General features: G+C 70.1%; 17 protein-coding genes and 4 pseudogenes. 13 read left to right on the top strand and 8 right to left on the bottom strand.

The window, feature by feature from the left end:
• Nucleotides 1-365: 365 nt before the first annotated feature.
• The 4 genes and pseudogenes from ACH4XV_RS42290 (at nucleotide 366) to ACH4XV_RS42275 (ending at nucleotide 2,143) form a co-directional block, all read left to right on the top strand.
• On the top strand, nucleotides 366-524 hold the full coding sequence (locus ACH4XV_RS42290; RefSeq protein ID WP_395798871.1) for a hypothetical protein: 159 nt from the start codon (nucleotides 366-368) through the stop codon (nucleotides 522-524).
• A gap of 113 nt (nucleotides 525-637) precedes the next feature.
• Nucleotides 638-868, top strand: coding sequence for a hypothetical protein (locus ACH4XV_RS42285; RefSeq protein ID WP_395798869.1), 231 nt, complete (start codon nucleotides 638-640; stop codon nucleotides 866-868).
• Nucleotides 869-1,211: 343 nt separating this feature from the next.
• Nucleotides 1,212-1,586 (top strand): annotated as a pseudogene (locus ACH4XV_RS42280) (ammonia channel protein); the annotation flags it as partial.
• A gap of 149 nt (nucleotides 1,587-1,735) precedes the next feature.
• Nucleotides 1,736-2,143 (top strand): PPOX class F420-dependent oxidoreductase, encoded by a 408-nt coding sequence (locus ACH4XV_RS42275; protein WP_395798867.1) that lies wholly within the window; start codon nucleotides 1,736-1,738, stop codon nucleotides 2,141-2,143.
• On the opposite strand, the gene ACH4XV_RS42270 is transcribed toward ACH4XV_RS42275, so the two are convergent.
• Nucleotides 2,140-5,460: an AfsR/SARP family transcriptional regulator gene (locus ACH4XV_RS42270; protein WP_395798865.1), complete on the bottom strand. Its 3,321-nt coding sequence runs from the start codon at nucleotides 5,458-5,460 to the stop codon at nucleotides 2,140-2,142. The genes ACH4XV_RS42275 and ACH4XV_RS42270 overlap by 4 nt on opposite strands.
• Nucleotides 5,461-5,655: 195 nt before the next feature.
• On the opposite strand from ACH4XV_RS42270, the gene ACH4XV_RS42265 reads away from it, so the two are divergent.
• Together ACH4XV_RS42265 and ACH4XV_RS42260 are read left to right on the top strand one after the other, a co-directional pair.
• Nucleotides 5,656-7,209, top strand: a complete 1,554-nt coding sequence (locus tag ACH4XV_RS42265; RefSeq protein ID WP_395798863.1) for an MFS transporter — start codon at nucleotides 5,656-5,658, stop codon at nucleotides 7,207-7,209.
• A gap of 27 nt (nucleotides 7,210-7,236) precedes the next feature.
• Nucleotides 7,237-8,073 (top strand): NmrA family NAD(P)-binding protein, encoded by an 837-nt coding sequence (locus ACH4XV_RS42260; protein ID WP_395798861.1) that lies wholly within the window; start codon nucleotides 7,237-7,239, stop codon nucleotides 8,071-8,073.
• Nucleotides 8,074-8,279: 206 nt separating this feature from the next.
• On the opposite strand, the pseudogene ACH4XV_RS42255 reads toward ACH4XV_RS42260, so the two are convergent.
• Nucleotides 8,280-8,569 (bottom strand): annotated as a pseudogene (locus ACH4XV_RS42255) (ATP/GTP-binding protein); the annotation flags it as partial.
• 354 nt (nucleotides 8,570-8,923) lie between these two features.
• Between ACH4XV_RS42255 and ACH4XV_RS42250 the strand changes: the two are divergent.
• Together ACH4XV_RS42250 and ACH4XV_RS42245 are read left to right on the top strand one after the other, a co-directional pair.
• A complete protein-coding gene (locus tag ACH4XV_RS42250) occupies nucleotides 8,924-10,231 on the top strand; it encodes a protein kinase (protein WP_395798859.1) in 1,308 nt (435 codons plus the stop codon).
• A 291-nt stretch (nucleotides 10,232-10,522) separates the two neighbouring features.
• Entirely contained in the window at nucleotides 10,523-11,656 is a 1,134-nt protein-coding gene (locus ACH4XV_RS42245) for a nucleotidyl transferase AbiEii/AbiGii toxin family protein (RefSeq protein WP_395798875.1), read from the top strand.
• A 54-nt stretch (nucleotides 11,657-11,710) separates the two neighbouring features.
• Here ACH4XV_RS42245 and ACH4XV_RS42240 read toward each other — a convergent pair whose 3' ends face one another.
• Complete coding sequence (locus ACH4XV_RS42240) at nucleotides 11,711-12,610, bottom strand: NAD(P)H-binding protein (protein WP_395798857.1); 900 nt, start codon at nucleotides 12,608-12,610, stop codon at nucleotides 11,711-11,713.
• A 153-nt stretch (nucleotides 12,611-12,763) separates the two neighbouring features.
• Between ACH4XV_RS42240 and ACH4XV_RS42235 the strand changes: the two genes are divergently transcribed.
• The gene (locus ACH4XV_RS42235; RefSeq protein WP_395798855.1) at nucleotides 12,764-13,816 is read left to right on the top strand and encodes an AraC family transcriptional regulator; all 1,053 of its coding nucleotides are present in this window, start codon (nucleotides 12,764-12,766) and stop codon (nucleotides 13,814-13,816) included.
• 979 nt (nucleotides 13,817-14,795) lie between these two features.
• On the opposite strand, the gene ACH4XV_RS42230 is transcribed toward ACH4XV_RS42235, so the two are convergent.
• On the bottom strand, nucleotides 14,796-15,203 hold the full coding sequence (locus tag ACH4XV_RS42230) for a transglycosylase family protein (protein WP_395798853.1): 408 nt from the start codon (nucleotides 15,201-15,203) through the stop codon (nucleotides 14,796-14,798).
• Between the two features lie 522 nt (nucleotides 15,204-15,725).
• Nucleotides 15,726-15,834 (bottom strand): annotated as a pseudogene (locus ACH4XV_RS42225) (transposase); the annotation flags it as partial.
• Nucleotides 15,835-15,946: 112 nt separating this feature from the next.
• Between ACH4XV_RS42225 and ACH4XV_RS42220 the strand changes: the two are divergent.
• The 3 genes from ACH4XV_RS42220 (at nucleotide 15,947) to ACH4XV_RS42210 (ending at nucleotide 20,640) form a co-directional block, all read left to right on the top strand.
• Entirely contained in the window at nucleotides 15,947-17,260 is a 1,314-nt protein-coding gene (locus ACH4XV_RS42220) for a prealbumin-like fold domain-containing protein (protein ID WP_395798851.1), read from the top strand.
• A 1,347-nt stretch (nucleotides 17,261-18,607) separates the two neighbouring features.
• Entirely contained in the window at nucleotides 18,608-19,573 is a 966-nt protein-coding gene (locus ACH4XV_RS42215; protein WP_395798849.1) for a ribosome-inactivating family protein, read from the top strand.
• A gap of 176 nt (nucleotides 19,574-19,749) precedes the next feature.
• Nucleotides 19,750-20,640, top strand: a complete 891-nt coding sequence (locus tag ACH4XV_RS42210; RefSeq protein ID WP_395798847.1) for a hypothetical protein — start codon at nucleotides 19,750-19,752, stop codon at nucleotides 20,638-20,640.
• Nucleotides 20,641-20,743: 103 nt separating this feature from the next.
• Here ACH4XV_RS42210 and ACH4XV_RS42205 read toward each other — a convergent pair whose 3' ends face one another.
• A complete protein-coding gene (locus tag ACH4XV_RS42205) occupies nucleotides 20,744-21,640 on the bottom strand; it encodes an RNA polymerase sigma-70 factor (RefSeq protein ID WP_395798845.1) in 897 nt (298 codons plus the stop codon).
• A gap of 823 nt (nucleotides 21,641-22,463) precedes the next feature.
• On the opposite strand from ACH4XV_RS42205, the gene ACH4XV_RS42200 reads away from it, so the two are divergent.
• Nucleotides 22,464-23,387: an MBL fold metallo-hydrolase gene (locus ACH4XV_RS42200; RefSeq protein WP_395798843.1), complete on the top strand. Its 924-nt coding sequence runs from the start codon at nucleotides 22,464-22,466 to the stop codon at nucleotides 23,385-23,387.
• A gap of 318 nt (nucleotides 23,388-23,705) precedes the next feature.
• On the opposite strand, the pseudogene ACH4XV_RS42195 reads toward ACH4XV_RS42200, so the two are convergent.
• Both ACH4XV_RS42195 and ACH4XV_RS42190 read right to left on the bottom strand, forming a co-directional pair.
• A pseudogene (locus ACH4XV_RS42195) lies at nucleotides 23,706-25,181 on the bottom strand (NF041680 family putative transposase).
• A gap of 113 nt (nucleotides 25,182-25,294) precedes the next feature.
• Nucleotides 25,295-26,005 (bottom strand): hypothetical protein, encoded by a 711-nt coding sequence (locus tag ACH4XV_RS42190; protein ID WP_395798841.1) that lies wholly within the window; start codon nucleotides 26,003-26,005, stop codon nucleotides 25,295-25,297.
• Nucleotides 26,006-26,240: the final 235 nt, after the last annotated feature.

Raw genomic sequence — 26,240 nt, 5'->3', positions numbered from 1 at the left:
CATGCTCAGAGACGAAACCTTCTACGAATCCCGACCCGCCGAATCGGCCGCAGCATGACCCGATCTCGGTTGACGAAAGACATAGAGGCACCCCCTTCCACCGGCGGGCATCCCGCGTGAAGGAACCGCCCCGCCCCGTTGAACACCGGGAGTCGGGCGAGTTGGGATGGAAGGGGGTGTGATCGGTTGGGCAGGCCGTGACGGCCTGTCCTCGCGGTTCCCCACGGGACTCGAAAGCGTCCGGTACAGCCCTGCACGATCTCCACGGACGGATACCGGCTTCCACGGCTGCGGACTCCGCGGCGGCGGACAAGCGGTGTCAAGCAAGACCCTCCCGGCCGCCCGGCCGGGGTTGGGAGTAGGTCATGAACAGCACAACCGCCAAGTCGAGCGCTTGCTCCGGATGGGTGGCTTTCGCCGGATACACCCTGCTCGTGCTGGGTATCCTCAACTTCATCCAGGGGTGCACGGCCCTGTTCTCGGATGGGTACTTCGTCAACCGTTCGGGTGATCGTCTCGTGTGAAATTATGACATATGGGGCGTCATCCTGCTGATTTTCGGCGGGTTGCAGCTGCTTGTCGGCGGAGGGTTGCTCACCGGTGCGACCTGGGCCGCGTGGTCGGTACCTTCCTCGTGATGTTGAACACCATCGGGGAGATCGGCTTTCTGGCCGCGCATCCGGTCTGGTCCACCATCGTGATCGTGCTCGACCTGGTGGTCCTGTTCGCGCTGACCGTACGTTGGGACGCCGCCCAGGGCTACTACGCGGACGACACCGCCTCCGAATGGCGGGCCCGGGACGAAGCGCGGCACACCGGCACCGGCGTACATCGCCGGGGTACCGAACGCGACGAACCGATGCGCTGACGCCACACCGAGCGGTGATGCCCGGCACACTCGTGCCGGGCATCACCCGCGTTCGCTCCCGGTCCCTCGGCACGCGGAGGAGCGGTGGAAGCCATGTGGAAAGCGCGACGAGTTCGTACGTGCTCTTCGCGCGCCGTTCGACACCGACCGGGCGACCTGCGACGCAGTCTCCAGCGTCGTGGTCGACACCGGTGACGGGGACGACCGAGCGTACGTGTGGGGGCCGGCGCAGACGCCGTGCCGGCTGCTCGGCGGCAACGGGCAACGACAACCTCGAGGCGGAGTACTGCCGGATCGAGGGGGAACGGGCAACGACACCATCCGGCACCGGCAGTCGGAACTCCGCACCGGGCGGGTCATCACCACGGGCGTGGTCTCGGCAGCGGTCGCGGGCATGGTCGCCATCACCCCTGCCTGCGGCGAGATCAATACGCTCGGCGCGGTCGTCACGGGCCTGGTGGCAGGCTTCGTCTGCGCGTTCGCCATCACCTTGAAGTACCGCTTCGGCGTGGACGACACGCTCGACGTGGTCGGCGTGCACGGCGTCGGCGGCATCACCGGCCTCGTGATGGTCGGCGTGTTCGCCACCGCTCGGATCAGCGGCCGGAAGGGCCTGTTCTACGGCGGAGGCTGGAGCCTGCTCGGCAAGCAGGTGCTCGCCATCCTTGCCATGGCCACCTTCTCGTTCGTGCCCAGCTGGGTGCTCGCCAAGATCATCTGCGCTGGGCCGGTCGGGGCGGATCGGGGTTGCCGGTCGTCGCGGCCCGACACCCGCGGCGGGAAGCGTCGTTGTACCTCGTGGCGCCGATCCGTTGTCGCATTCCCTGCCGTGGGGGTGCGAGACGGCCACTCGAAGGAGTCCTTCCCATGTCCGCCGCACTCTCCGACGATCTCGGCAAGCTCATCGACGACACCCCCGTCTTCGCGACGGTGGCCACGCTCCAGCCCGACGGCAGCCCGCAGTTGTCGGTGACCTGGCTTGCGCGCGACGGCGACGACCTGCTGATCTCCACGACCGTGGGCCGCAGGAAGGAGCGGAACCTGCGCAGGGACCCGCGCGTGACCGTGATGATCAACCCGCACCACGCGCCGTACACCTACGCCGAGGTGCGTGGCGAGGCCACGCTCACCACCGAGGGAGGCGCGGAACTGATCGACGAACTCTCGCGCAAGTACACGGGCAAGGACTACGCGGACTTCAACCCCGCCTCCGCCGACGACGCCCAACGCGTCGTCGTCCGCATCACTCCGCGCAAGGTCGTCGGCTCGCTCTAGGCCGCGCCGGGGCCGGGCCGGGGTTCGCGCGTCGGCGACGGGTCCGTGAACAGAGCCTCCACGCTCGGCGCGTCGTCCCAGGACACCTCCGCGCCGTACGCGTCGTCGAACCGCGCATCGCCCAGGATGTCGCGAGCCCGCGCCTCGATGCGGGCGACGTCGTCCCGTTCGCCCTCCGGTAGCGGTGTACCGACCGAGCGACGGGCCGCCGCGGCGGAGGCCAGCAGGCGGGCCGCGTGATCGGCGTGGCCCGTCAGGACCCGAGCACCGGCCAGGCCCTCCAACGCGAGCGCGACCGATCGCACATCCCCGACGGCGCGGGCGGCGGTCAGACCGTCGACCTGCGTTGCGAGTGCGGTCTTCGGGTCGCCCCGCAACTCGGCGATGAAGCCGAGCTCGGCCAGAATCAGCGCGGGCACGCCCGGCTCGTACCCCATCCTTCGGTGCAGTTCCAGCACGTTCTCCAAGTGGGCTTCGGCGGCGTCAAGGTCTCCCTCGCGGCGTGCGCCCATGCCCAGGCCGATCTCGGCGTACTGTTCGCCGAACCTGTCGGACTGTGCGATCGCCACTCGGCGGGCCCGCTCGTGGAACTCCCGAGCACGCGGATAGTCCCGCGTGAGCAGGGCAATGCGTCCCAATCCGGAGAGCTGGAAGGATACCTCGGGCCACAGCTCCAATTCCTCGGCCATCCGCAACCCCTCGCGGTGCAGCCGCCCGGCGCGTTCGTAGTCGCCCGTGACCTCGGCGAACGTCTGCAATGGCACCATGGCCTGCAACTGCCCCCACCGGTCGCCCAGTTCCCGAAAAAGCCGCAGGCTCTCCTCGCCACGAAGGCGCACCGTATCGAAGTCGCCGTGCAGTTTCGCGTGGAACGCCTGGCCGGCCAGCGCCGCCGCCGTACCCCAACGGTCGCCGAGTGAGCGGAACGCCACGAGTGCGGATTCGACCAGGCTCCGGCTCGGTGCCGGATCACCGATGCCGTACATGTTGGACGCCACGAACCACTGCGACCGCGCCTTCCCCAGCGGGGCGTCGATCCCGTCGTACGGTCGCAGTGCCGCCCGATACGCGCCGACCGGGTCCGCGCTGCCGCCGAGCCGCAGCTCGACGCCGCCCAGCCAGGCTGTTGCCGGCGCGACCAGCGCCACGGGGGAGCCTGCGGCGACGGACAGGGCCGAGGCGAGGGAGCGCCGGGCCTCGCCATTGCGCCCCCGCAGGCACCAGTACCACGCCAGGGCGTTCACCAGGCGAAGCGCGCACTCGGCGTCCCCGACCCGTACGGCGCCGTCCAACGCGGAGCGCAGGTTCGCGTGTTCGACGTCCAACCGCCGCAGCCACTCGCGCTGCCCGTCACCTCGCAGGAAGGACTCGGCCTGTTCGGCCAATGACGTGTAGTAGGCGCGGAACCGGTGCCGGAACTCGACCGATTCTCCGGATTCCGCCAGCCGTTCCGCGGCGTACGCGGCCACCGACTCCGTCATGCGGTAGCGGGGGCCGGCCGAGACGCCCGCGCCGTCGGTCACGACCAGCAGCGAGCAGTCCACGAGCCGGGACACGAGGTCGAGAACGTCCGCGCGGGCCACGCCGTTGCCCGCGCACAGCTCTTCGGCCGCGGCGAGCGTGCAGCCGTCGGCGTGTACGGACAAACGGCGCAGTACTGCCTGTTCCCGGTTTCCGAGCAGTTCCCAACTCCAGTCGATGACGGCCCTCAGCGTGCGCTGCCGTGCCGGAGCGCCTCGTGATCCGACCGCCAACACGTGGAAACGGTCGTCCAGCCGGGCGGCCAGTTCGTGCACGCCCAACGCGCGCACGCGCCGCGCGGCCATCTCCAAGGCCAGGGGAAGGCCGTCCAGGCGCCGGCAGATCGACACGACCGCGTCCACGCTGCCGTCGTCGAGAACGAAACCCGGTGCGGCGGCGGTGGCACGCGCCACGAACAACTCGACCGCGCCGAACCCCCGCACGTCCTCGGTACCGAGTCCCGCGACGGATGTCGGCCGCCGCAGCGGGGAGACCTCCTCCAGCCACTCGCCGGTGACACCGAGCGGTACCCGGCTGGTGCCCAGGATGTGGAGCGCGGGGGTCTGCTTCAGCAACTGCTCGGCCAACTCCGCCACCGGCGCGACGACATGCTCGCAGTTGTCGAGGATCAGCAGGACCGGCCCCTCGCCCAGCGCGTGCGCGACCCGCGTGACCGGCGACAGCGGCCCGTCTCCCGAGCGCGCGGTGTCGTCCCGCACCCCGAGCACGGCGCCGACGACCTCGGTCACCTCGGGATGCCCACCCGCCTGGGCAGCCGACACCGGGTCGAGCGCGGAGAATTCCGCGAGGTGGATGCCCCCGGGGAACTCCGCACCGAGCCGCGCGGCGGTTGCCAGTGCGAGCTGCGTCTTCCCGACACCACCGGGCCCGGTGAGGGTCACCAGTCGGTGCGCGCCCAACACATGGCGCAGTTTCGCCACCGCTTCGTCACGGCCGATCAGCTCGGTCAGTGCGGCCGGGAGACCGCCCGGCGGACGGGCCGGCGCAACGGGGGCGGAAGGCGGCGGGGCGGGGACCCGCGGGGCGGCCAGCGCCGGGTCCTGGGTGAGGATCGCCTGGTGCAGGGCCGTCAGCTCGGGCCCCGGGTCCACGCCCAGCTCCTCGGCCAGCCGGGTACGCAGATCCGCGTAGCTGCGGAGCGCCGCGTCTTGGCGGCCGACGAGATACAGCGCCCGCATGTGCGCGGCGCGCATCCGCTCCCGCAGCGGGTGGACTCCCACCAAGTGTTCCAGCTCGTCGGCGACTTGGGCGTATCCACCGAGTTCCAGGCGTACTCGGGCCTGCTCCTCGATCGCGGTCAACCGCAACCCTTCCAGCAGGGCCGCCGCGCCGTGCGCGAACTCCTCGTCGACGAAATCGGCGAACGCGGGACCGCGCCAGAGCGCCAACGCGTCCGCCAACAGGGCCGCCCGGGCATGGGGATCGGCAACCCCCCGGACACGATCGAGAGCCTCCCGGAATCGGTCGGCGTCCACCGCGTCGGGGCCGACGCGCAACTCGTACCCCGGAGGGCGCGACACCACCAGAGACCGCCCACCCGGCTCGGCACCCTCCAGGGCCCGCCGCAACTGCCACACCTTCGTCTGGAGCAGACCCGGGGGATTGTTCGGGGGCTTTGAACCCCACAGATCCTCCACGAGCCGGTGAACGGAGACCGGTCGCCCCCTGTGCGCCAACAGACACGCGAGCAGGGCACGCACCTTCTGCTCGGGAACCCTGACCTTCGACCCGTCAGCGGCCCATACCTCCAGAGGGCCCAGCACCCCGAAACGCATCCGGCCAGGCTAACCCACAGCGCGGACCGCTCCGCCGCGCGACGCCGGCGGGGGCCGGGAGCGGACCGAGAGCGAACCGAGAGATCACCGAGAGCGCGGCAGCGCAGGGTGGTGATCACGACGGATCGAACGCGGCACGCACCAGGCACGAACGACCAAGCGCCGAACGGTACCGAGCAGTAAGGAACGTCATCGATGTCCACCACCACCCCTGAGCCCCCGCCTCGGAAGGCCGGATCCCGACAATGGCTCGGGCTCGCGGTACTGGCCCTGCCCACACTGCTGATCTCCCTCGACCAGAGCGTGCTGTACCTGGCCCTGCCGCATCTCGCCGCGGACATCCGGCCGACCGGTACTCAGACGCTGTGGATCATGGACATCTACGGCTTTCTGATCGCCGGCTTCCTCATCACCATGGGCGCGCTGGGCGACCGGATCGGCCGCCGCAAGCTGCTGATGATCGGTGCCACAGCCGTGGGCATCACCTCCGTCGCGGCCGCCTGCTCCACCAGCGCGGAAGCCCTGATCGTGACCCGCGCGCTGCTCGGCATCGCCGCCGCGACGCTGATGCCGTCGACGCTCGCCCTCATCGGCAACATGTTTCACGACCCGTACGAGCGCGGCCGCGCCATCGCCGTTTGGGCCGGTTGCTTCATGGGGGGCACGGCCCTGGGCCCGGCCATCGGCGGCGTGATGCTCGAGTTCTTCTGGTGGGGCTCGGTGTTCCTGCTGGGTGTACCCGTCATGGTGGTCCTGCTGATCGTCGCACCCCTCGTCCTGCCCGAGTACAAGAACGCCGACGCCGGCGGAATCGACCCCCTCAGCGTCGTTCTGTCGCTCGCATCGATCCTGTCGATCATCTACGGGCTGAAGGAACTCGCGCGCTACGGCTTCGCGACGACGCCGCTCGCCGCCATCGGCGTCGGCATCGCCGTCGGTGCCCTGTTCGTGTCTCGGCAGCGCACGTTGGCCGACCCGCTCCTCGACCTGAGGCTCTTCAAGGTCGGCGCGTTCACCGCGGCGCTGTCGATCCTGATGGTCTCGATGTTGGCCACCGGCGGCGGTTACCTCTTCATCTCCGGCTTCCTCCAGATGGTCGAGGGACTTTCGCCCATACGGGCGGGGCTGTGGATGGTGCCGTCGGCCGTCGCGTCGATCCTCGCCGCGCAGTTGGCGCCGACCCTTGCCAAGCGGCATGCGCCCGGCACCGTCATCGGCGTGGGTCTGCTCGTCGGCACGATCGGCTACCTGATGCTCGTCCTCGTCGATCCGGTCGGCGGACTGCCACTGCTGATGGCCGCGTTCGTGATCATCTTCATCGGCGTCGGTACCCTGGGGGCACTGGGCACCAGCCTGGTCGTCGGGTCCGTGCCGCCGGAGCGCGGCGGCTCCGCGGCGGCTCTGTCCTCCATCTGCGGCGACCTGGGCAACGCGCTCGGTGTCGCCACCCTCGGCAGCCTTGGCACCGCCGTCTTCCGCGATTCGCTCGACCTCCCCGCCGACACCCCGCCCGGCGCCGCCGCCGCTGCCACGGCAAGCATGGAAGACGCCGTCACCGCGGCCCGGGACCTGCCCGCCGACGCCGCCGAGAACCTGCGGGCCGCCGCCGCGGAGGCCTACACGAACGGCCTGAACGCCATCGGCGTCGCGTGCGCGATCATCACCGCGACCAGCGCGGCCCTGGCCCTGGCCATGCTGCGCAAGAGCCGCGACGTCAAACCCTTCGACAACGCGCCGTCGAGCACCTGACAACCCTTCAAAATCGGGAGATCCACCATGACGACCCTGGTTACGGGCGCCACCGGGAACACCGGACGCCACGTGGTGACAGAGCTGGCCCGACGCGGCGAGCACGTTCGGGCACTCACCCGGAATCCGGCCGCCGCCGGGGGGAGGTTTTCGCCCGGCACCGAGGTGATGACCGGCACCCACACGGCCCCACGGGAGTTGGCCGACGCCCTCGAAGGCGTAAGCCGGCTGCACATCACCGTGACGGCGGGACTCGCCGAGGTCGGACCCGAGTTGGTCCGCCGGGCGGTCGACGCCGGCGTACGACGCATCACCGTGGTGTGGGGCGGCTGGATGGGACCGGTCGAGCAGGCCGTGGCCGATTCGGGTGTGGAGTGGACCCGCCTGGAACCGCAGGAATTCATGTCCAACACGTTGACCTGGATCGAGTCGATCCGGACCGAGGGCGTGGTGCGGGAACCCTACGACTTTCCCAGCGCGCTCGTCCACGAGGCCGACATCGGAGCGGTGGCCGCGGCCGCGCTGCTCGACGACGGGCACGCGGGACGCGCGTACAACCTCACCGGACCCGAATCCCTGACCTCTCGCGAACGGCTCGCCATCCTGTCCCGGGCGATCGGTCGCGACGTGACCTTCCTCCCGATCACCCACGAACAGGCCGTCGACAGGCTGATCGCCGACGGCGTCTCCCGCCCGGACGCCGAATACGTCGTCGACTGGTACGCCACTTCGAGCGACGACTCCAGGACCGTGGTCGACACCGTCGAGCGCGTGACCGGCCGCCCCGCGCGCACATTCGCCGCGTGGGTGGCCGAACACACCGACCGCTTCACGACGCCGTCGCGGACCACGACCACCCGCTGAGGATCGTTCCGCGGCAGCGAGACCGGGAGTCCGGGGCCTCGAACTCCCTCGTTCGAGGCCCCGGCCCGTCTCTGCCGGGGCGCACGCGGGACCACGGCCGCTGCCGGCCTCGCGCCGGAGCCGGAGTTGTGGCCCCCGGGGCCGGTCCTGCGGGTAGCGCCACCGGTTCATCCACTTCGACGCGCACGTCCCGCAGGTTCCCCACCACCGCACTCGACGAGCGAGGCTTGTCCGGCGAGTTGCGCCCCGCGTACACCCGCGAACAACGCTGTGGCGGTCACGTCGATGCCCGCGTGCACGTACGTCGCCCGGATGCGTTCGGTGAGGTCTTTCAACAGATCCGCGGTCTCCGCACCGGTGGTGGTGCGCGGGTCGAGGACGACAAGTTCTCGTCGATGAGGACCAACCGGACGCCGGCCCGGTCGTACGTGTGGCAGACGGCCTCGGTGATCTGTGCCCGCGTCATCCGGGCGGTGGCGGGGACGCCGGGATAGCGGGGAACGGCGTCCCCGTTCTCCTCCGCGCGTCCCGGCCGACCGGTCAAGCTGTGTCGCGACGTATACGAGGCCGCCCGGCCGCGGACAGCGCTGCGCGCGAGGGTCGTCCCACGAAGCAGCGGACTCCCGGCTGACGGGGGGACTCACCGTCGCGGCCGCCTGCGCCGCGCCGACTCACTGACAATCGACGACGGAGAGAACGAAGTCAGGTCCCGGGGGAGCGTCCGTTGTACGGCCCGGGTACGGATATCCGCGGATCCTCGTCACCCCGCCGTCCGAGCCCACTCGGTGCCCGGCAGCCGGATACGGTGGCCTGCGACAGTGGTGGTCGAGCCGCGGGGGAGCACTCGGGTATGCGGGTCCTGGCTGGGCGGTACGAACTGCTGGAGTTGGTCGGCAGAGGCGGGATGGGCGAGGTCTGGAAAGGTGTCGACCGTGAGCTCGGCCGGACCGTGGCCGTGAAGGTGTTGCCCATCGAACTCACCCGCCAGGAGGAGTTCCGCCAGAGGTTTCGCCGCGAGGCGCGGACCGGAGCGGCCCTCTCCCACCACGGCGTAGCGACGCTGCACGACGTCGGAGAGGACCTCGACGGCACCGATGCGGTCCCGTTCCTGGTCATGGAGTTCATCGACGGTCGGACCCTGACGGAGGTCCTGCGTGCGGGTCCGATCCCCATTGCGCGGGCGATCGCGATAGCGCGCGACGTGGCCGACGCGCTGGTGCACAGCCACGGCGTGGGGCTGGTCCACCGGGACATCAAGCCGTCGAACGTCATGGTCACCTCGTCCGGCGCGGTCAAGGTGCTCGACTTCGGCATCGCCAAGGCGCTGGCCGAGACGACGACGCGGCTGACCGCGACCGGGCTCATGGTCGGCACCCCGGCGTACCTGGCGCCCGAGCAGATCGGCGGCGACGCCGTCGACGCACGCGCCGACATCTATTCGCTCGGCTGCCTGCTGTACGAACTGCTCACCGGACGACCGCCGTTCTCCGCGGACTCGCCGTTCGCGGTGATGAACCAGCACCTGACGAAGACACCGCCCGCACCGTCGGCGCTGCGGACGGACATCCCCGAACGGGTCGACGCGGTCACGCTGCTCGCCCTCGCCAAGGCACCCGATCAGCGATACGGCGACGCGGCGGCGTTCCGATCGGCGCTGGAATCGGCGCAACGTGAACTCGACGCCGCAGCCGTTGTCCCCCCGCATGCTCGAACGACCGTCGTGGGCCGGCCGCGTTCGGGCCGATCCGGGCAGCGAACACCGGACCAAGACCCCGCGTCGGGATCCATCGCGACCCCCGTCACGCTCACGTGGGGTACGTCCGCCCGCCCCGAACTCGGGTCACAACCGGGTGAGCCGATCATCCCTTCGCAATCCCGTCCCACGTCCAGGGCCGACGGCACGCAGAGCCGCCCCTCGCCGACAACGCGCCTGCGCCGCACGGAGGGTGTGGCGATCGCCCTCCTGGGATGGGTGTTGCTCGTGGCATACGCGATCAAGATCACCGAGTTCGAGGATTCGAACCCCGTCCTCCCGCTCGCCATCGCCGCCGGAGTCGCGGCGATCGGCTCCCTGTCGGTACTACTGTGGTCGGTACGCTTGAGTGTAACGATCAGTTGGTCGTTTGTTTTCGCCCTCAGTTGCACCATGGACCTCTAAGGGGCGGGACACGCCTTTCGGGCCGTGCCGTGCCTCGTGCTCGTGCCGTTCGCGGGCGTCGCGTTCTTCCGACGCCGGCCCGACTCCGTACTCCCGATCTGCCTGCTGTGGATGGGGCTTGCCATCGCATGGTGGGCCCTTGCCTCGGAGGAGACGCCGGCGGTGCGTGAAAGTGGGTACACCATGGTTGTGTTGCTCGTGGTGGCCGTCACCACAGCGCAGGAACGGGCCGGACGCAAGTCCGCCACACGTGCCGCGACCGACCGTTGACGTACCGGCGTATCCCCATGCCTGCCCCTTGAGGAAGGTCCGATCCGGGTAGGGGCTTGCTCATCGACGGCTTCGGCGACGGACGCGAGGAACCGCATCACGGCCTCGCACCAGGGACGGGAGTACTTCGTCCTCAAGGGCAGCCTCCTCCTCGCCCGGTTCGACGCCCACCGCACCACCCGCGACATCGACGTCCCGGGCCGCGCGTTCCCCAACGACGAAGCGGAAATCGTGCGAAGGATCGCCGCTGTCGTGGCCACCGACGTCGACGACGGCGCCGTCTTTGACCCCACCACCGTCGAGACCGTGCCCATCCGCGAGAAGGACGAGTACCACGGCGTGCGACGGACCATGTCCGCGTCCATCGCCCGCCCCGACCTCAACGTTCAACTCGACATCAGCTTCGTCTCCCTCGTCGCCACTCACAAACGTCGAACGCGGTCACCGTCTCCACGTGGGCGCGCGGGACTTCGAGGTGCCCGACGCGGGCCCGGTACGCCGCCGCGGCGGCGGCCACCACGATCGTCCATGCCTGTTCGCGCGTGCGCTTCGGCCAAGGTCCGCCCGGCACCGTCACCACCACCGCCGCCTCGCCTCGGCCGCCGCGGTGTCGACCGGCGCGAGCGGAGCCGACCCGAGCGTCACCGGCCGTGCCTGCTGCGCCGCGTTCGGCCCGTTCCGCCGGGACCGCTGTTGCCCCACCCACCGCCCGATCCCGTCCCGGAGTGCGCGACGTCCGGCCCGCATCGCCCGCCGCCGGCCGGGTACTCGGCCGTGTGCGTCGGGTACCGGCTGCCACGACGCCCCGGCGAGGGCGTCCCACGGCCGCGGACGACGTCGAAGGCGGTGTCCGGATCCGCCGGTTCGGGGCGGTGTCCGTGGCGTCGTTCGTGGTCTGCCGCGTTCGGCCGCCGAGGGACCGCTTGTTGCGTCCCATCGGGTTCCGCGTCGCGGGACGGATGGACGGGGTCGGGTGGGGTTGTCGTTCGTGAAGACCCATTTGACGTGGAGGCGATCGGTGGTGAGTCGGCCGCCGACGGTCGCCTCGTCGGCGGAGGCGAACGTGTTCGTGGCGATCTCGAAGGCGTGGAATCCTCCGTTGACGTAGACGATGGCGACCGGGTGACGCCGTACGCGGGCGATCCGAGCCGGTAGCAACCTGGAAGGGGCCGCCCACCAACCCGCCGAGCCGGGAGTCCGGCCGGTCGGTCAGATCGAGGAGGTGCGGGACAGCGGGTGAGTCTCGTCAACGGCTCGGCCCCCCAGCGCGGCGAGCAGTACCCCAGTGTGGTCGGCGGCCCAGTCGGCAAACGTCCGGGCCGGCCGCCCCGTGAGGCGCGCCACCGTCGACACGGGGCGCTCGGGGTCGGCGACGCGCGCCGCCTGGTGGTCGAGGACGGGGTCGACGGCGTCGGGCGGCCAGCCGGCGGCGAGCATGCGGTCGCGGGCCTCGGCGCGGGTCAGTTCGTGCCGGCGGAGGTCGCGCCCGACGACGGCGGCGATCGTGGCGAGTTGCTCCGTCTGCGTGAGGGACGCCGGGCCGGTCAGGACAGGGCGGTCCCGATCGCCGGTCGCACCCGTCAACGCGAGCGCGGCCAGGTCGGCGAGATCCGCTTCGTGGACGGGGGCGGTCGCAGCCTGGCCGTAGGCGCCGTGCACGCTGCCGGCCTCGCGCAGTTCCGGGAGCCAGCGCAGCACATTCGCCACGAAGCCGTGCGGGCGCAGGAACGTCCAGTGCGGTGCGGCCGCTTCGACGAGGCGTTCGACCGCTCCGTCCGGGCGCCCGGGATGGGTGTCGGCCACGGCCGACGACAGGTAGACGATGCGGTCGACCTCGCCGGCCAGCGCGGCCACGGCTTCGTCGGCGCCCTGCGCGGTGGCGAACGGCCAGACCAGGAAGACCGCGTCGGCTCCGGCGGCTCCGGCGGAGAGCGTCTCGGACACGGCCAGGTCGCCGCGCACCGGTTCGGCGCCGTGGGGCAGCGCGCCGCCGTCGGGGTTGCGGACGAGGGCGCGGACCCGGTGCCCTTCGGCGAGCAGCCGCGCGACGAGCGGGCGGCCGACGGTGCCGGTGGCGCCGGTGACAAGGATGCGGCGGGGTTCGGACATGCGGGGACTCCCGGTGGTGTCGTGCGGGGCTGCGAACGGGGCCGTTCGGCGCGTTGCCTCGACGGTAGGACCGCAAGGGGAGACAACCAATGCGTTCCCGTCTCGGAAACTGCGTGATCGTCTCGCCATGCGCACCTTCGCTAAGGTGCGGGGGTGGACGTGCTGAGCGACATCATCACCGCGATGCGCGCCGGGGAGCCGCGGGCGGCCCGCGCGGAGTGGTTCGCGCCGTGGGGTCGGCGGTTCCGGCAGGGACCCGGCGCGGGCTTCATCGTGGTCGTCGAGGGCCCCTGCTGGCTGCTGCCCGACGGCGGCGAGCCGCGCCATCTCGGAGTCGGGGACGTGGTGTTCCTGCCGCGCGGCGGCGGACACGCGCTGGCGGAGCATCCGTCCAGCCCGCTCGCCGAGCCGTCGTGCGGTCCGGACGACGGCGCGGACCGCGACTCCGGCGGCCGTGACCCCGACCGTCGCAACGCGAACAACGGCGCCCCCGAGAACGGCCCCCGCGCGCCCGACCCCGAGGACCGTCCCGATCCACCCCGATTCGAAACCCGCTACGCCGCCCCGTCCGCCGGGGCCCGCCCGGCCCCCGGCGGCCCGGTACCCACCACGGTGACCCTGTGTGGCGCATACCACTTGGACCCGGCCCGCGCGCATCCCCTGCTGGACGACCTGCCGGACGTCGTACACCTGCCCGCGCGGGTCGGCGCACGCCCCGAACTCCGGGCTGCCGTCGACCTGCTGGCCGTCGAGTTGGAAGCGGCGCGCACCGGTGCGGACGTCGCGGTCCCGGCGCTCCTCGACACGCTGCTGGTGTACATCCTGCGCGCTTGGTTCACCACGGCGCCGGCGGCCGAGGCATCCGTCTCGGGGTGGGCCGCGGCGCTGTCCGACCAGATGGTGGCCGCCGCGCTGGACGCGATGCACCGCGAGCCCGGGCACCCGTGGACCGTCGAGTCGTTGGGTGCCCGGGTGGGTCTGTCGCGCGCGGCGTTCGCCCGGCGGTTCACCGGCCTGGTGGGCAGGCCGCCGCTGGCGTATCTGACATGGTGGCGCCTGACGCTGGCCGCACGGTTGCTGCGCGAGTCCGCGACGCCGCTCTCGACCGTGGCCGAACGCGTCGGCTACACATCGGAGTTCGCCTTCGCGACGGCATTCAGACGTCAGTTCGGCCAGGCTCCGGGCCGCTACCGCAGGGGCGCATGACCGGCTCCGTACCGTGGGTGGGGCACCGACGGGGAACGTTGGTCTGGATTGTGAAGCCTGGGTGTGCGGTGTGCGGTGTGCGGTGTGCGGTGTCGGCTGTGCTACTCACCGAAGGGCCGATCGACCTGAGTGTTGCCGGGTTCGAGAGCTGGAAGGCAACGGGGTCGTCCACGGCCACGGCGCGCCGATATTCCCGGCGGAGATGATGGCGACACTGCTGCTTCGGGGCATCGCCGGCAGGGCCGTGCGCTGGCACGGGCCACCGCACTGGAGCTGATCGCCGACACCGTCTCATGCCCCCGCACCCGAGTACGCGCGGATCGTGTCGATCATGGCGGGGATGGCGGGGGATCACCGGTCGGTGGTCGGCGGTCGAGGATGCCGCCCCGGTTCCTGCACGCCCTCGGGCGCGGCGAGGAGGCGATCGCGATGACGCGCGCGCACGCCGAGGGCGGCGACAGGCGCGTCGAGGACGGCGGTCGTGTCGGAGTCTGTGCCGAAAGCTTCGGGGGCGGGTTCGGCCCAGGTGGGTCCGCCGGCCCCGGGCTCGGGACACGGCCGAGCGGCGTGTCCGCCGTGGCGGGCGACGCCACCGCGGCGAACACGCCTCGGCGTCGACCGCCCGGCCCGGGAGGTCCGCGGTCCGGGGCGCGTCGGCGCCGCCGGTTCAGCGGCCGGATGCGGTCGCGCGGTTGGGGTGCGGCCGAAGGTGTCCGCAGTGGTCGGGACGGTGGATGTACGGTCGTTCGCGCCGAGTTGCCAGTGGTGGGCGTCCGGGCACGCGGCGCACGGTGGGGCGTCGTCGGCGCGGTGGTCGGGGAAGTCGCGCGCGCCGACCGTGCCGGTCGCGGTGTCGTCTGCGGGCGGGCGGACCCAGCGCCGCACAGCGCGGTGCGTGCGGCGATGTGCCGGGTCTTGGCGGCGGCGGGCTCGGCATGGGTAGCGGGTCGCATCTGGTGCGCGGCTGTTTCGCGGGGGCTCATCGCAGGCCTGCGCGGCGGCCGCAGGTAGGCCAGGCGCCGGGGCCCTGGTTGGCGAGGACTTTCTCGGCGATGCGGATCTGTTCGGCCTTCGAGGCGTGGTGCGGCATGCCCTTGCCCCCGTGGGCGCGCCACGTAGGGAGGGTGAACTGCAGGCCGCCGTAATGGCCGTTGCCGGTGTTGATGGACCAGTTGCCGCCGCTCTCGCACCGCGCGACTTTGTCCCAGGTGGCGACGCTCGCGGCCTGGGCCGGGCCCGCGAGTGCGGCACCGAGGGCGATCGCGGCTACGGGGAGGGCGAGTACCGCGTCGAGAGCGGCGAACCCGCGCAGGCGTCGGGTGCGGCCGGCGCCGTGGTGAGCGTTGCCGCTGCAAAGAACGAGGCGGGAAACGTGGCGGGGAAACATGCGCATTCCTCTCGGAATTCCCGAGGGGCGATACGGCGGCACCGGCCCGAAGGCAGGTGCCGCGCCGGGCGCCAACATCCGCGCGCCGTGCGGCGCGGGCATTTGGGCAATCGCTGGGTCCGCGTCCTGCCGAGGCGCGGATCTCGGCTCGAAGAACAGGCCGGGAAACCCACGGGGTGCGACGTGCACATGGACGAGACAAAAGCAAATGAAACCAGCGATTTCAACAACATTTTGGATTCGCGCAGGTCAACCTGCCCATTCCGGGCGTGTTCTTCCGATTTACAAACTTCTATAGTTTTATATGCCGTAGTGCGTTCGGGCAAAGTACGGCACATCTTCGACAAAATTCGATCGTCCAAGGTGCCGATGCAGCGGGCGGCCGGCCGAGCAGGCGCGGTCAAACGAACGCCCTATAGCGGGGTGGGATTCGGAAAGTCGGTGGTGGGGAGGTTGGTGAAGCGGTGTGCGCGGCCTCGACGTCCGCGACCGGGGTTGCCCGTTACCGGTCCACGAGGGCCCGGGCCCGTACCGCGCCGGAACGTCCCGCCATGGGGGCACCGCTTCGCAACCGCCACGACACCCCGTCGATCACCTGCCGACGATCACGCTACGGCCGACCACGACCATCGTTCGGCCGCTTGGCCGATCCCCACCGAGCGCCGCTCGCTCCCGCGTCTGATTCTTCCCATTTGAGACGTTGTCTTTCATTCGCGGGCGTGGTGCCGGCCGCCGGGCTGTCCATGTCGGTTGTGTTCCCGGCCACCGCTCCGGCGGCCGCCGCCCCCACTGCGCGGCAGGCTCCGCAGACCTTCACCTTCACCGGGGCACCTGAACAGGTCACGGTTCCCGACAACGTGTGCACGGTGACCGTGGACGCGTTCGGGGCCGCCGGAGGCGAGGGCCAGTACGGCGTGGTGGGCGGCCGGGGGTCGGAGGTTTCAGCGTCGTTCGGCGTGACGCCGGGAGAAGTCCTCACGGTGAACGTGGGCGGCGCCGGGCACTCCGGAGACGACGGCGACCCGGCACGCGCCCAAGGCGGCTACAACGGGGGTGGCCTGGGCGGCGCCTACATCGCCAACGGCCAGATTTCCGGTATCGCCGCGGGCGGCGGCGGGGGCCGGACCACGGTCGGCAACGGTATGACAGTCCTGGTCGTGGCGGGTGGCGGCGGAGGAGGCGGCGCGTCGTTCTTCGCCACCGCCATCGGCGGCGGGAACGCCGGCAAGGCGGGCGAGCCGGGCCAGGGGCTCCCCGGGGACGACGAGGGCAGGCCCGGCAGACCCGGCGGCGAGGGCGGGCAGGGCGGCGTCAACGCACCCCACACCGACCCCAACGGCGAGAACGGCAGCCCGGCCGTCGGACCGGTCGGAGGCGCGGGCGGGAACAGCATCCTCGACCCCCACGGCGGCGTGGGCGGCGGCGGAGGCGCGGGAGCCACCGGCGGCGGCGGGGCCGCGTCCCCCACCGCCTACAACAGCGGCGCGGGCGGCGGCGGAGGCTCCAGCAGCGGCCCCGCGAGCGCCGTGTTCACCACCGGAGCACGTCAGGGCAACGGCGAGGTCACCCTCACCTGGATGCCCTGCGTCGGCGTCACCGGCAACGTGACAGTCCTCAAGCGGGACGCCGACACCCGAGCCCCGCTCGCGGGTGCCACCCTCCAACTCTGGGAGGAGACCAACGACACCCCCGGACTCCAGACCACCGGCACCGACCCCGACACCGCCATCGGCGAGCCCTGCGTCACCGGCACCGACGGCACCTGCACCCGCAACGTCCCCGCCGGCACCTACTACTGGGAAGAGACCCGTGCCCCGGCCGGCTACCTCCTCCCCGACGACCGCGTCTTCGGCCCGCTCGTCCTGACCACCGCCAACGCCGCTACCGGCGTCGACGTCACCGCCGAGGACACCGCGAAGGCGACCGAGCCGAAACCGCCCTGCCACCATCACCCCGACGACACCACGAAGCCGACCGAGTCGAAACCGCCCTGCCACGACCACCCCGACGACCACGGCACACCCGAACCTTCCACCCACGGCGGCTGCGCCTGCTGACCGCGATCCACACACCCACTCGCGGAGCGCGAGGCAGCGGCAAGGCGCCGTCCACCCTCACGCCCCGCGAACTCACGCACAACCGCGACCTTGTCGACGGCCGTTGCCCGGACGCGGGCAGGGTCGGCTACGAGCCCGAGTGGCCGTGCCCCACCGAACACCCGCGGCAACGGCGCCGGCGGCGCGCACATCGAACTGCCGCAACCAATACCGAACTTGGCCGACGTCCGGGTGACCTCGACGGATCTCACGGTTCCCGTGATCGGGATCCAGGCCCGCACGAACTCCCTTGCTGCGACGGCCTGTATGGAGTGTGGTGCACCGGGCGAGTGGAGCCACAGCCGCTACGTGCGTCATCTCGCCGATGCCGCAGTCGGGGAGCGCCCACCAGCGAGCCGAGCAACACGTGATCGACCGGGCGGCCGTCGAGATCGGCATCCGGCGCCATGGCGAACCCGGCGTGCGCGTGGGCCCGTTCCGTCCCGGCCCCCTCACCGTCCATCGGAACCTTCCTCGCGGTCGGGCTTCACACGAGGTCGCGAATATGAAAGCGGCCCGCGGCGGCCCCGGCCGGACGCGGCGAAGGCGCCGACCGCACAGGTGGTGGACCCCTTCCCGTTGCCGGACTCCGGGGGGCACAGCCCGCGCAACACGCCACGGGGCGAATGTGTGGGACCCCGCGAAAAGGGCACCGACCCACGCTGTCGGCAACCCCGCCCGCCGCAGGCCCGGTTCACCCGAACGAGACGCACCCATCCCGCACACCGACCCCGGCCGGACCGGCCCGGCCCGGCCCGGCTCGGACCGCACATACATGCGCCGGCGCACGGAACCCCCCGACGAGAACACCCCGCGCCCGGCCGAACGGACCCCGGCCCGCCACCCGCGATGGACCCGTCGACGTCGACACCCCGAAACACGGCGGCAACGCCTGCCACACCATGCACCGCAATGACCAACTCACCACGTAGGCAACGGCCTTGGCTCGATGGCCCGGAGGGCGGCACGCACCTCTGGCCGACCGATTCGGGATCCGGATCTCTGTCGGGCGGACCGGGCGGTGCCGGGGACAGCGCGCTCATCGGAGTCGTTTCCCGCACCCTCAGGGTCGACCCCGGCCCCGCCGGGCCGCCACCCAGCACGACGTCTTCGGGGCTCATCGATGGCCCGCACGACACCCGAGGGCCGCACTGCCGGACGCCGCATTTCTCCGGCGCTCGCCTCGCCTGTCACAAGTAGACGGCCTGCACGGTCACTTGGGTGAAACCGGCACGCGGACCGTCGTCTCGCCGATCGGAGGAGAGTTCGAGTTCGTCCCCGAGAGCCGCGGTTACGACTCGCAGACGAATGACGCGACCAACACGTCCCCGCGCTCGCCGGCCGCCCTTCCCCGTCGACTGGAGCATGGATCAAGCAGTGATGACATCGAAAACTCGGCGGCGCCGTTACCCGCGCCGCGCGGTCGCGCTTTGCCTGGGTGCCCTGGCGCTTTCGCTGAGCGTCCCCGTACCGCCCGCCGGCGCGGACACTCCGGACCACACGACCCGATATGTAGTTCTGACACTGGACGACGAACTCCCGGACACATACAACACAGACCGGTACCAGACAGCCGTCACGGAATTACGGACGGCAGCCGGGCACGTCTACCGGGGTGATGTCTACGAAACAATGGGGAAAGCGAGTACGGCGGGCCTCGTCGCTCTTCAGTTGAACTCCGCTCACGGCGACCCACTGTGTTGGCTATACGTGAACCCGCAGAACCTGTACACGGCAGGGTTTCGAGCGAGGAATGGCAAATCCTACGTCTTCTCGGACACCCCCGGATATGTGGCGGACGAAGTGCGGCGTAACGACGGCGGTGTCGACCCGGCCGTGCTGGGAATGGCGGGAACATACGCCGATCTCCGTAAAAATGTGTCGGCGGAGCCGACTCGAACAGACGTGTACGACATGCGCTCCACCGCATACACCCTGGGCAGTGTCCTCGACCGCCAGAGTGCGAACGGAACAATGCGCCAGCAGGTCTCCCTCGCGATGTTCAAATTCATGGCGGCATTCTCCGAAGCCGCTCGCTTCCCCCACTACCGCGACGAGTTCTCCGCAGCCCTGGACGGCAGCAGCAACCATCAGTATCTCGACGACGAGGCTCTGCGACTGAGGTCGTCCTGGCAGGACATATCGAACTTCGCCCACGCCGTCACCGAAAACCCGACCACCTCCCCGCGCTACATACCGGGACTCGGCACAACGCTGCACGACTGGCAGGACGTACGCACGCACGTCAGGAGCATCAAGGGCAAAGACGGCTAGGCATCCACGGTCCCGCGTCGGCGCAGCGGGGGAGAAGAAGCCCCCGGCCGCACGCTACCGCCTCCCGTCCGCGTGCGTTACCGGCCCGGAAATCAATTTCGATCAGATTCGGAGTCCGCAGAGTAATGGTGTCAAGAATCCGCAGAAGTAAAATCGTCTCCCGTGCACTCGTATGCGTGGTGGCCTCTCTCGCCATCCTCCTCGAGGGTACCGTCCAGCCGTCTTCCGCAGACGTCCGCCCCGGCACCGTGTCGTGGATTACCACCCATATCATCACACTGCAAAGCACCGGCCAAGACGGCAGGCAGATATATTACGACACGATAGACGAGATCCGTCGCGTAGCAGGTCATCCCGTCGCCGGCTCACTGCGAGAAACTCAGACGTACAATGGCGGATTGATCGCACTCGACATCCGCAACGTGACGAACCAGCGCGTAGGAGTTCTGCTCATCAATCCCCACTCGCTTTACATCGCAGGCTTCATGGCACGGGACAACGTCGTCTATTATTTCCTGGACGCGAATCCGGTCGCCATCTCGGAGATGCAGAACTTCGCTTCGAGCATCGGCGGTCGCGCGGTGGAGGCGGCGATAACCGGTTCGTACGCCGACTGGAACCGTGAGATCGAACTGACCGGCGGCAGTCCCCAGGAGGCATACGACGCCTCGGATTTCCTTCACGAGGCAGGCCGCCTCTACGACATCATCCCCTACGAAGAGAACCCCCGTTTTCGCAGGATCGTCGCGGACGCCATGAACGCCCTGTCCGCCGCCTATAGCGAAGGCGTACGTTACACGAGCTGGCGCGACCGGGCGGGTAACGCCATGGCCCTGCCGTTCGACGGCAACGAAGCCCGGATCTACACTCCGCAGACTCGGGAACTCCAGACAAGCACGGTGTCCTTCTCCCACTACCTGTACGAATGGCGGGAGATTCTGCGGAACAGCAATCCCGACTACGTTTTGCCGAGGCCGTTCCGTTTCGGCCCGCAGAACGGGACGGTCGAAACCCGCCGAGAGATCGAGAGGTACGCCCGACTCTACGTCTCGGGCATCACGAAATAGCGGCGGCAGCCCATGACGGTCCGTCGAGGCTTACGTGCGGCGGACCGTCTCGGCCTCCTCGGGCCGGGTACGTCCCGGCCTTCGCCAGTGCGGCGAAGGGTGTTCAATCGCCCGGCGATGCCATGAACGGCGACAGTTTGGCCGGGCTCATCATCCACATGATCCGGTCGATCCCCTCGACCGACACATCGACGGAAAGGAGGGCCACAGCCTTCCCGCCGGACGAGACCACGACGGCGGGACGCGCGTTCGCCTCGACCCACCGCACCTCGGTTCCGGGCCAGAACCGGGGAGCGAAGGCCGCGAGGTACTTGGAGACGTGCGAGCGCCCGACGACCGGGATCCGCGACGCGCCACGCATGCCCGCGCCGTCGGTGTAGCTGACGACATCCGCCGCGAGCACGTTCTCCAGTGCCGCCAGATCACCCTTCCGAGCGGCGGCGAGAAACACCTCCAGAAAGCGGCGGTGTTCGGTCGTGCCAACGCGTTCCCTGCGCTCGGCGGCCAGGTGTCTGCGCCCGCGACTCACCAGTTGACGGGTGTTGGCCGCACTCGTCTGCAGGATGTCCGCGATCCGCGCATAGGGGTAGTCGAAGGCTTCGCGCAGGACATAGGCGGCCCGCTCCATCGGGTTCAGTTTTTCCAACAAGAAAAGAACGGCCAGTTCGAGGGCGTCGACTCGTTCGGCACCGACCTGCGGATCCGCGCTGGTGTCGATCGGCTCGGGAAGCCACGGGCCGACGTAGGACTCCCGCCGCATCCTGGCCGACTGGGCCAGGTTGATGGCCAGACGGGTGGTGACCGTGGTCAGGAAGGCCGTCGGCTCCACGATGCGCGTGCGGTCCGCGTTCTGCCAACGCAGCCACGCCTCTTGGACGACGTCCTCCGCCTCCACTGCGCTTCCGAGCAACCGGTAAGCAACGCCGAAGAGTTGCGGGCGCGCCGCGAGAAAGTTCCGCGCCGCCTGGTCGAGAGAATCGGTGTCGGCCCCGGCGTGCATGGTCGTCCCCTTCCACTTCGGCGCCATGCTACAAGCCGGTCCGGAACCGTGCTTCCGGGAACTCACTCGCCGACTACCGGGCGATGAGGCGCTGCCACGGTGAACGCACCATCGACGCGACCATGTCGAACACCCCGTGGCCCTCGACATCGTCGAAGCCTGTCCGCCGCACCGACTCGGCGGCGTGCCGGAACGGCGCCACGATTTGCGGTGGTTCGTCGCATCGCAGCACACGGGGAGCGACGAAGTCCCCCGGTCCGGCGTAGCCGACCCCTCGGCCTTGAGGAGCCATCGCCGCGAGGGCGACGGGGCCGCACCGCCCCGGAGGCTCGGGTGGCAGCCGCGGCCGCAGCGCTGTAGCCACGCGAAGACACGGCCGGATCCGCTCAAGTGTCGAAGACGGCGTCTTCGTGCTGGTCGGGAGCACCCGGCCCGGACAGGGCGGCGCGGTGATCGCCACCGGCTCCACGTCGGAGGACCTCCACGCACACATCGCCGAAGACTCGTTCGTCGTCCATGACGTCGTACCGCCGAGGTCATCGAGATCACCCCCGCCGTGACCGACGCGCCCCTGGCGCTCCTCAACGCCCCACCGGTGCGGCACCGGACACCGCGCCGCACCGTCGGCGGGCGCTTCGGCCCGGCCGGGCCGGGAGGTTCGGATCGAGGATCCGCCTCATGCCATGCCGTCTCGCTCACCGGCATCGAGCGCTCGAGGACGGCTGTCACAAATCAAACCGTTGTCCGGTCATTGGGACGACTGGACGGTGTGCCCATGACGCCGTCGATGTCCTCGGTTGACGCGATTCAAGAGGAGAACATCATGAGCCAAGTCGACGAAGTCAACGTCACGCACTCTCACGCACCGGGGCAGGACGATCCGGTCCCGTCGCGCTACCCGCTGAAGGTCGGCGACATCGACGTGACGGTGATCAGCGACGGCGTGCTGCCGATCACCACCACGACACTCGCCACCAACGCCGCGGAGCACGACCTGGCCGCCTGGCTCCGTGAGATGTTCCTGCCGCCGGAGGTGTGCAACTGGCCACTGAACGTCGCCGTGGTGCGCAGCGGTGACCGGACCATCCTCGTCGACTCGGGGCTGGGGACGGAGTTTCCGGGGTTCCCGCGCGCCGGGCAGCTTGCCGTGCGCCTGGACGCCGCCGGGATCGATGCCGCGTCCGTGACCGACGTGGTGCTCACGCACCTGCACATGGACCACATCGGCGGGCTGCTCGTCGAGGGACTGAGGGGCCGGCTGCGCCAGGACCTGCAAGTCCACCTGGCGGCGGCCGAGGCCGACTTCTGGGACGCGCCCGACTTCTCCCACACCGTCATGCCGACACCGGTGCCGGAGGTGCTGCGAAGGACCGCCTCGCAGTTCCTGGACTTGTATCGCGGCCGGTTGCGGCCGTTCGGGACGGAGTACGAGGTGGCGCCAGGAGTGGTGATGCAGCGCACCGGCGGGCACACCCCCGGCCACAGCGTCGTCCGCCTGGAGTCCGGCGGCGATCGGCTGACGTTCGCCGGCGATGCCGTGTTCCAGACCGGGTTCGACCGGCCCGACTGGCACAACGGCTTCGACCACGACCCCGAGGAGGCGGCCCGCGTCCGATTCGGTCTCCTGACGGAGCTGGCGGCGAACGGCGGGCGCCTGCTGGCCACGCATCTGCCCTTCCCGTCCGCCTGCCATGTGGCGGCCGCGGGCAACGCCTTCCGGTTCGTACCAACCGTCTGGGACTACTGACCGCACATCGGGCGGCGCCGACGCATGAGCGGCACGCGACAGATCAGCCTCGACACATGACCCTGATTATCGACCGAACAGGACGGCAACAGCAGGATGAAGCGGTGCCCACCCCACGGTGGGCACCGCTCCGAGTACCTGACACGCCCACTGACAGTGGTGATGGGCGAGGCACCGTTCATTTGGTCATGACGAAAGCCACTGACAAGTTCATGTCCGACAACAGTCTGGGACACCGCGCGTCGGCGGATCACGACCCGGCCGTCATGACCGCTGGAGCCGGTCGTGAGGAAATGCCACCCGTGCTGAGCTTGTGATTTATCCAGTGCGGCGTGGTTTGGTGCCGACCTTGTGGTCGGCCGGTCGGCGGTAGGGCTCGCCGGTGGCCAGGAGCAGGCCGACCTCGTAGCGGTTCGCGGGGCGGCGGTTCTTCGAGCCGGGCGGGCGGCCGGGGCCGGACCGGGAGGGTTTCGGCACTGCGGCCGGCGTTGAGGTTCTGCCGTGCAGGTGTCGGAACCCGCGCCGGACCCGGGCGGGGGTGAGCTTGTTCGGTTCGGCCGGCTTCTCCCATGGCCGTCACAAGTCGGTAGCCAGAGAGCGGGCGAGGTGGAGCTGGGTGTAGGCGGCCAAGATCAGCCAGGTCCAGCGGTCCGCCGCTTCGGCTTCCCGCAGTCTCGGAGCGGTCCAGCCGAGTGTCTGCTTGATCATCCTGAAGAAGTGCTCGATGTCGAACCTGCGCAGGAAGGCCTGCCAGGCCAGATCGGTCTCCGCAGGGCCGGCTGCGGGCCGTGACCACCACAGCCACAGCGGCTTGGGGTCGCCGCCGCTGGGCAGGTGGTCGACCTGGAGGCGGATGACGGTGCCCTCGATGACCGGGAGCTGGCCGGTGTGGTCCCGCCAGGCGGCGCGCCCTTGCAACTCGGGATGGAGCCGGTCCCAGCTCTGGGCATGCGCGGTGCCGTAGCGGGTGGTCTCCGCCTTTGTCTCCGCATCCGGGGTACCCCAGGTCCGGCTGTCCTTGAAGATGAACTCGCCACCGTGCTTGGGCGGCCGTCCGCCGGCTGGGTTGGCCAGGGCGAACTCCGCACGGGTCGGTGCCGGGCGGCGCATCACCCTGTCCGAGCGCAGGCGCCCCAGGATCTCCACGGGCAGGTCGCGCAGGAGCCAGGCCAGCCGCATCACGTCGTAGCCGGCGTCGGCCACGATCAACACCGCCGGTTCGCCCGGGCGCCACTGGTCGGCGGCGACCAGGCGCTCGACCAAGGCCCGCAGCTGTGCGGCGGTCACGGCGGCGAGGTCATCGCCGGGCCGCAGCCGCACCACGTCCAGCGGAGCGACCCACGAGGTCCGGCCCGATTCCAGGGCGACGACCCACGAGTACGGCCAGCCCGGGATCATCTGGTGCCTGGCGTCGCCCCGGCCGTAGGTGTGACAGAACGAGCGGGCGTCGCTCGTGTCGACATCGGGCCGAAGCCACGGTGAGACGTCCACCGCCAGCACCAACCGTCCGCCGGCGGCACGGGGCAGCGGCAGGCCGACCAGCTCGACCCGCAGCCGCTCGACGTCCAGGCAGCCCCGGTTCAGCGCGCCGTACAGGGCGCCGTGCCCGCGCCGGTGCTCGGGAGCCAGCGCCAGGCCGACCAGGGTCTTCACCGGACCGTCGGTGCACAGCACCGCGTCGGCCAGCTCGAACAACGCGTCGCGCCGACCGGTCAGGCAGTCGTAGAAGACCCCCCGGAAGCGTGACAGTTTCGCGAACGGCTCGCCCTGCACGCCCTGTTCCACCACACTCACCACTACGGCCTTCGCGTCGAGTCCTGTACCTCTTGGAGGTCCAGAATCATGCGGGAGCGGGTCCGCTGTTCTGGAAATCCCCATGTGGGTGACCTGCGCTCGCCATCGGACCGCTACTGCGGCAGGCAAGGATCCTCGACCGTCGGCTTTCTCCGCTCGCCCTCGGGGGTGAAGGTCAACGATCCGCGGAACGAGCCGCCGCCGAAACGCACTGCGAGGAGCAACGGTTGCGCATGCTCCGGAGGCCACGGTTCGGCCCCCGGTTCGCTGCCGTTCCACAGGTGGAAGAACGCCATCGGCCGGTGCGGATCCTCCGAGAGGTAGCCGAGCGTCTTCCCATACAGAGGATTGTTCCCTCCGAACGGCACAGAGGGGGGACCGAACTCCGCCGTCACGTCGGCCCAGGTGCGGTCGGCTGCGGCCCACCCCCGGACTCGGCCTGTGAGGGCCTCGTACTCCTCACCCGTGAGAAACCGATCGGGCTTGAGCCAGCCGCGTCGCTGCGCGAACTCCGCGTATATCGAGGCGACTTCGTAGCAGTCAGCCTGCGCGGGGAAGACATCCCGGAAGGCCCCGCTGATGCCGATGGGGGTCCAGATCCCCTGCTCTTCCCAACTCTGCTTCAGCCGGTTCCATGCCTCGGGCCGGCGCTCGACGAACAGCAGGTGGTCAACCAGGATCCGGAAAGCCACCTCGCCCCCGTACATCCCGGGCCGGCGCAGGGCGAGGTTGAGCTGATCAACGAGGTGATCGTGGATCTCTTCAGCAGCGGCAAGCGGAGCAGGAAGTGTCACGCACACAGTCTTCCGCATGATGATCACCACGGATCACTTGTTCCACTGACGAGGACGAGTGGATAAATCACAAGCTGAGACAAGCGCATCTGGCCACGGCGCGAGGCAGCCCGAGAACCAGCTGGTCAGCGCGACGACCCATGACACGAGCTGTGAGATCCTGTGCGGTGAAGTACGAGTGGTGCCGTAAGGCCGACCGAAAAGCCCTGGCCGCAGCGGATGATGCGCCCGGAGACCAGGTGAGGCGGATTCTCCTGTCGCCTGT

The organism is Embleya sp. NPDC020630 (assembly GCF_044334985.1).
In the GTDB taxonomy this organism is placed as follows: domain Bacteria; phylum Actinomycetota; class Actinomycetes; order Streptomycetales; family Streptomycetaceae; genus Embleya.
The sequence above is the reverse complement of the archived record's forward strand: the minus strand, read 5'-3'. Positions and strand labels throughout refer to the sequence as shown.

Bases quoted from the DNA above. Each gene is read 5' to 3' on its own strand.
- ACH4XV_RS42220 (WP_395798851.1), top strand. From the start codon at position 15,947: ATGTCGGTTGTGTTCCCGGCCACCGCTCCGGCGGCCGCCGCCCCCACT.
- ACH4XV_RS42205 (WP_395798845.1), bottom strand. From the start codon at position 21,640: ATGCACGCCGGGGCCGACACCGATTCTCTCGACCAGGCGGCGCGGAAC.
- ACH4XV_RS42215 (WP_395798849.1), top strand. From the start codon at position 18,608: ATGACGCGACCAACACGTCCCCGCGCTCGCCGGCCGCCCTTCCCCGTC.
- ACH4XV_RS42270 (WP_395798865.1), bottom strand. From the start codon at position 5,460: ATGCGTTTCGGGGTGCTGGGCCCTCTGGAGGTATGGGCCGCTGACGGG.
- ACH4XV_RS42240 (WP_395798857.1), bottom strand. From the start codon at position 12,610: ATGTCCGAACCCCGCCGCATCCTTGTCACCGGCGCCACCGGCACCGTC.
- ACH4XV_RS42285 (WP_395798869.1), top strand. From the start codon at position 638: ATGTTGAACACCATCGGGGAGATCGGCTTTCTGGCCGCGCATCCGGTC.
- ACH4XV_RS42230 (WP_395798853.1), bottom strand. From the start codon at position 15,203: ATGTTTCCCCGCCACGTTTCCCGCCTCGTTCTTTGCAGCGGCAACGCT.
- ACH4XV_RS42260 (WP_395798861.1), top strand. From the start codon at position 7,237: ATGACGACCCTGGTTACGGGCGCCACCGGGAACACCGGACGCCACGTG.
- ACH4XV_RS42200 (WP_395798843.1), top strand. From the start codon at position 22,464: ATGAGCCAAGTCGACGAAGTCAACGTCACGCACTCTCACGCACCGGGG.
- ACH4XV_RS42290 (WP_395798871.1), top strand. From the start codon at position 366: ATGAACAGCACAACCGCCAAGTCGAGCGCTTGCTCCGGATGGGTGGCT.
- ACH4XV_RS42275 (WP_395798867.1), top strand. From the start codon at position 1,736: ATGTCCGCCGCACTCTCCGACGATCTCGGCAAGCTCATCGACGACACC.
- ACH4XV_RS42250 (WP_395798859.1), top strand. From the start codon at position 8,924: ATGCGGGTCCTGGCTGGGCGGTACGAACTGCTGGAGTTGGTCGGCAGA.
- ACH4XV_RS42265 (WP_395798863.1), top strand. From the start codon at position 5,656: ATGTCCACCACCACCCCTGAGCCCCCGCCTCGGAAGGCCGGATCCCGA.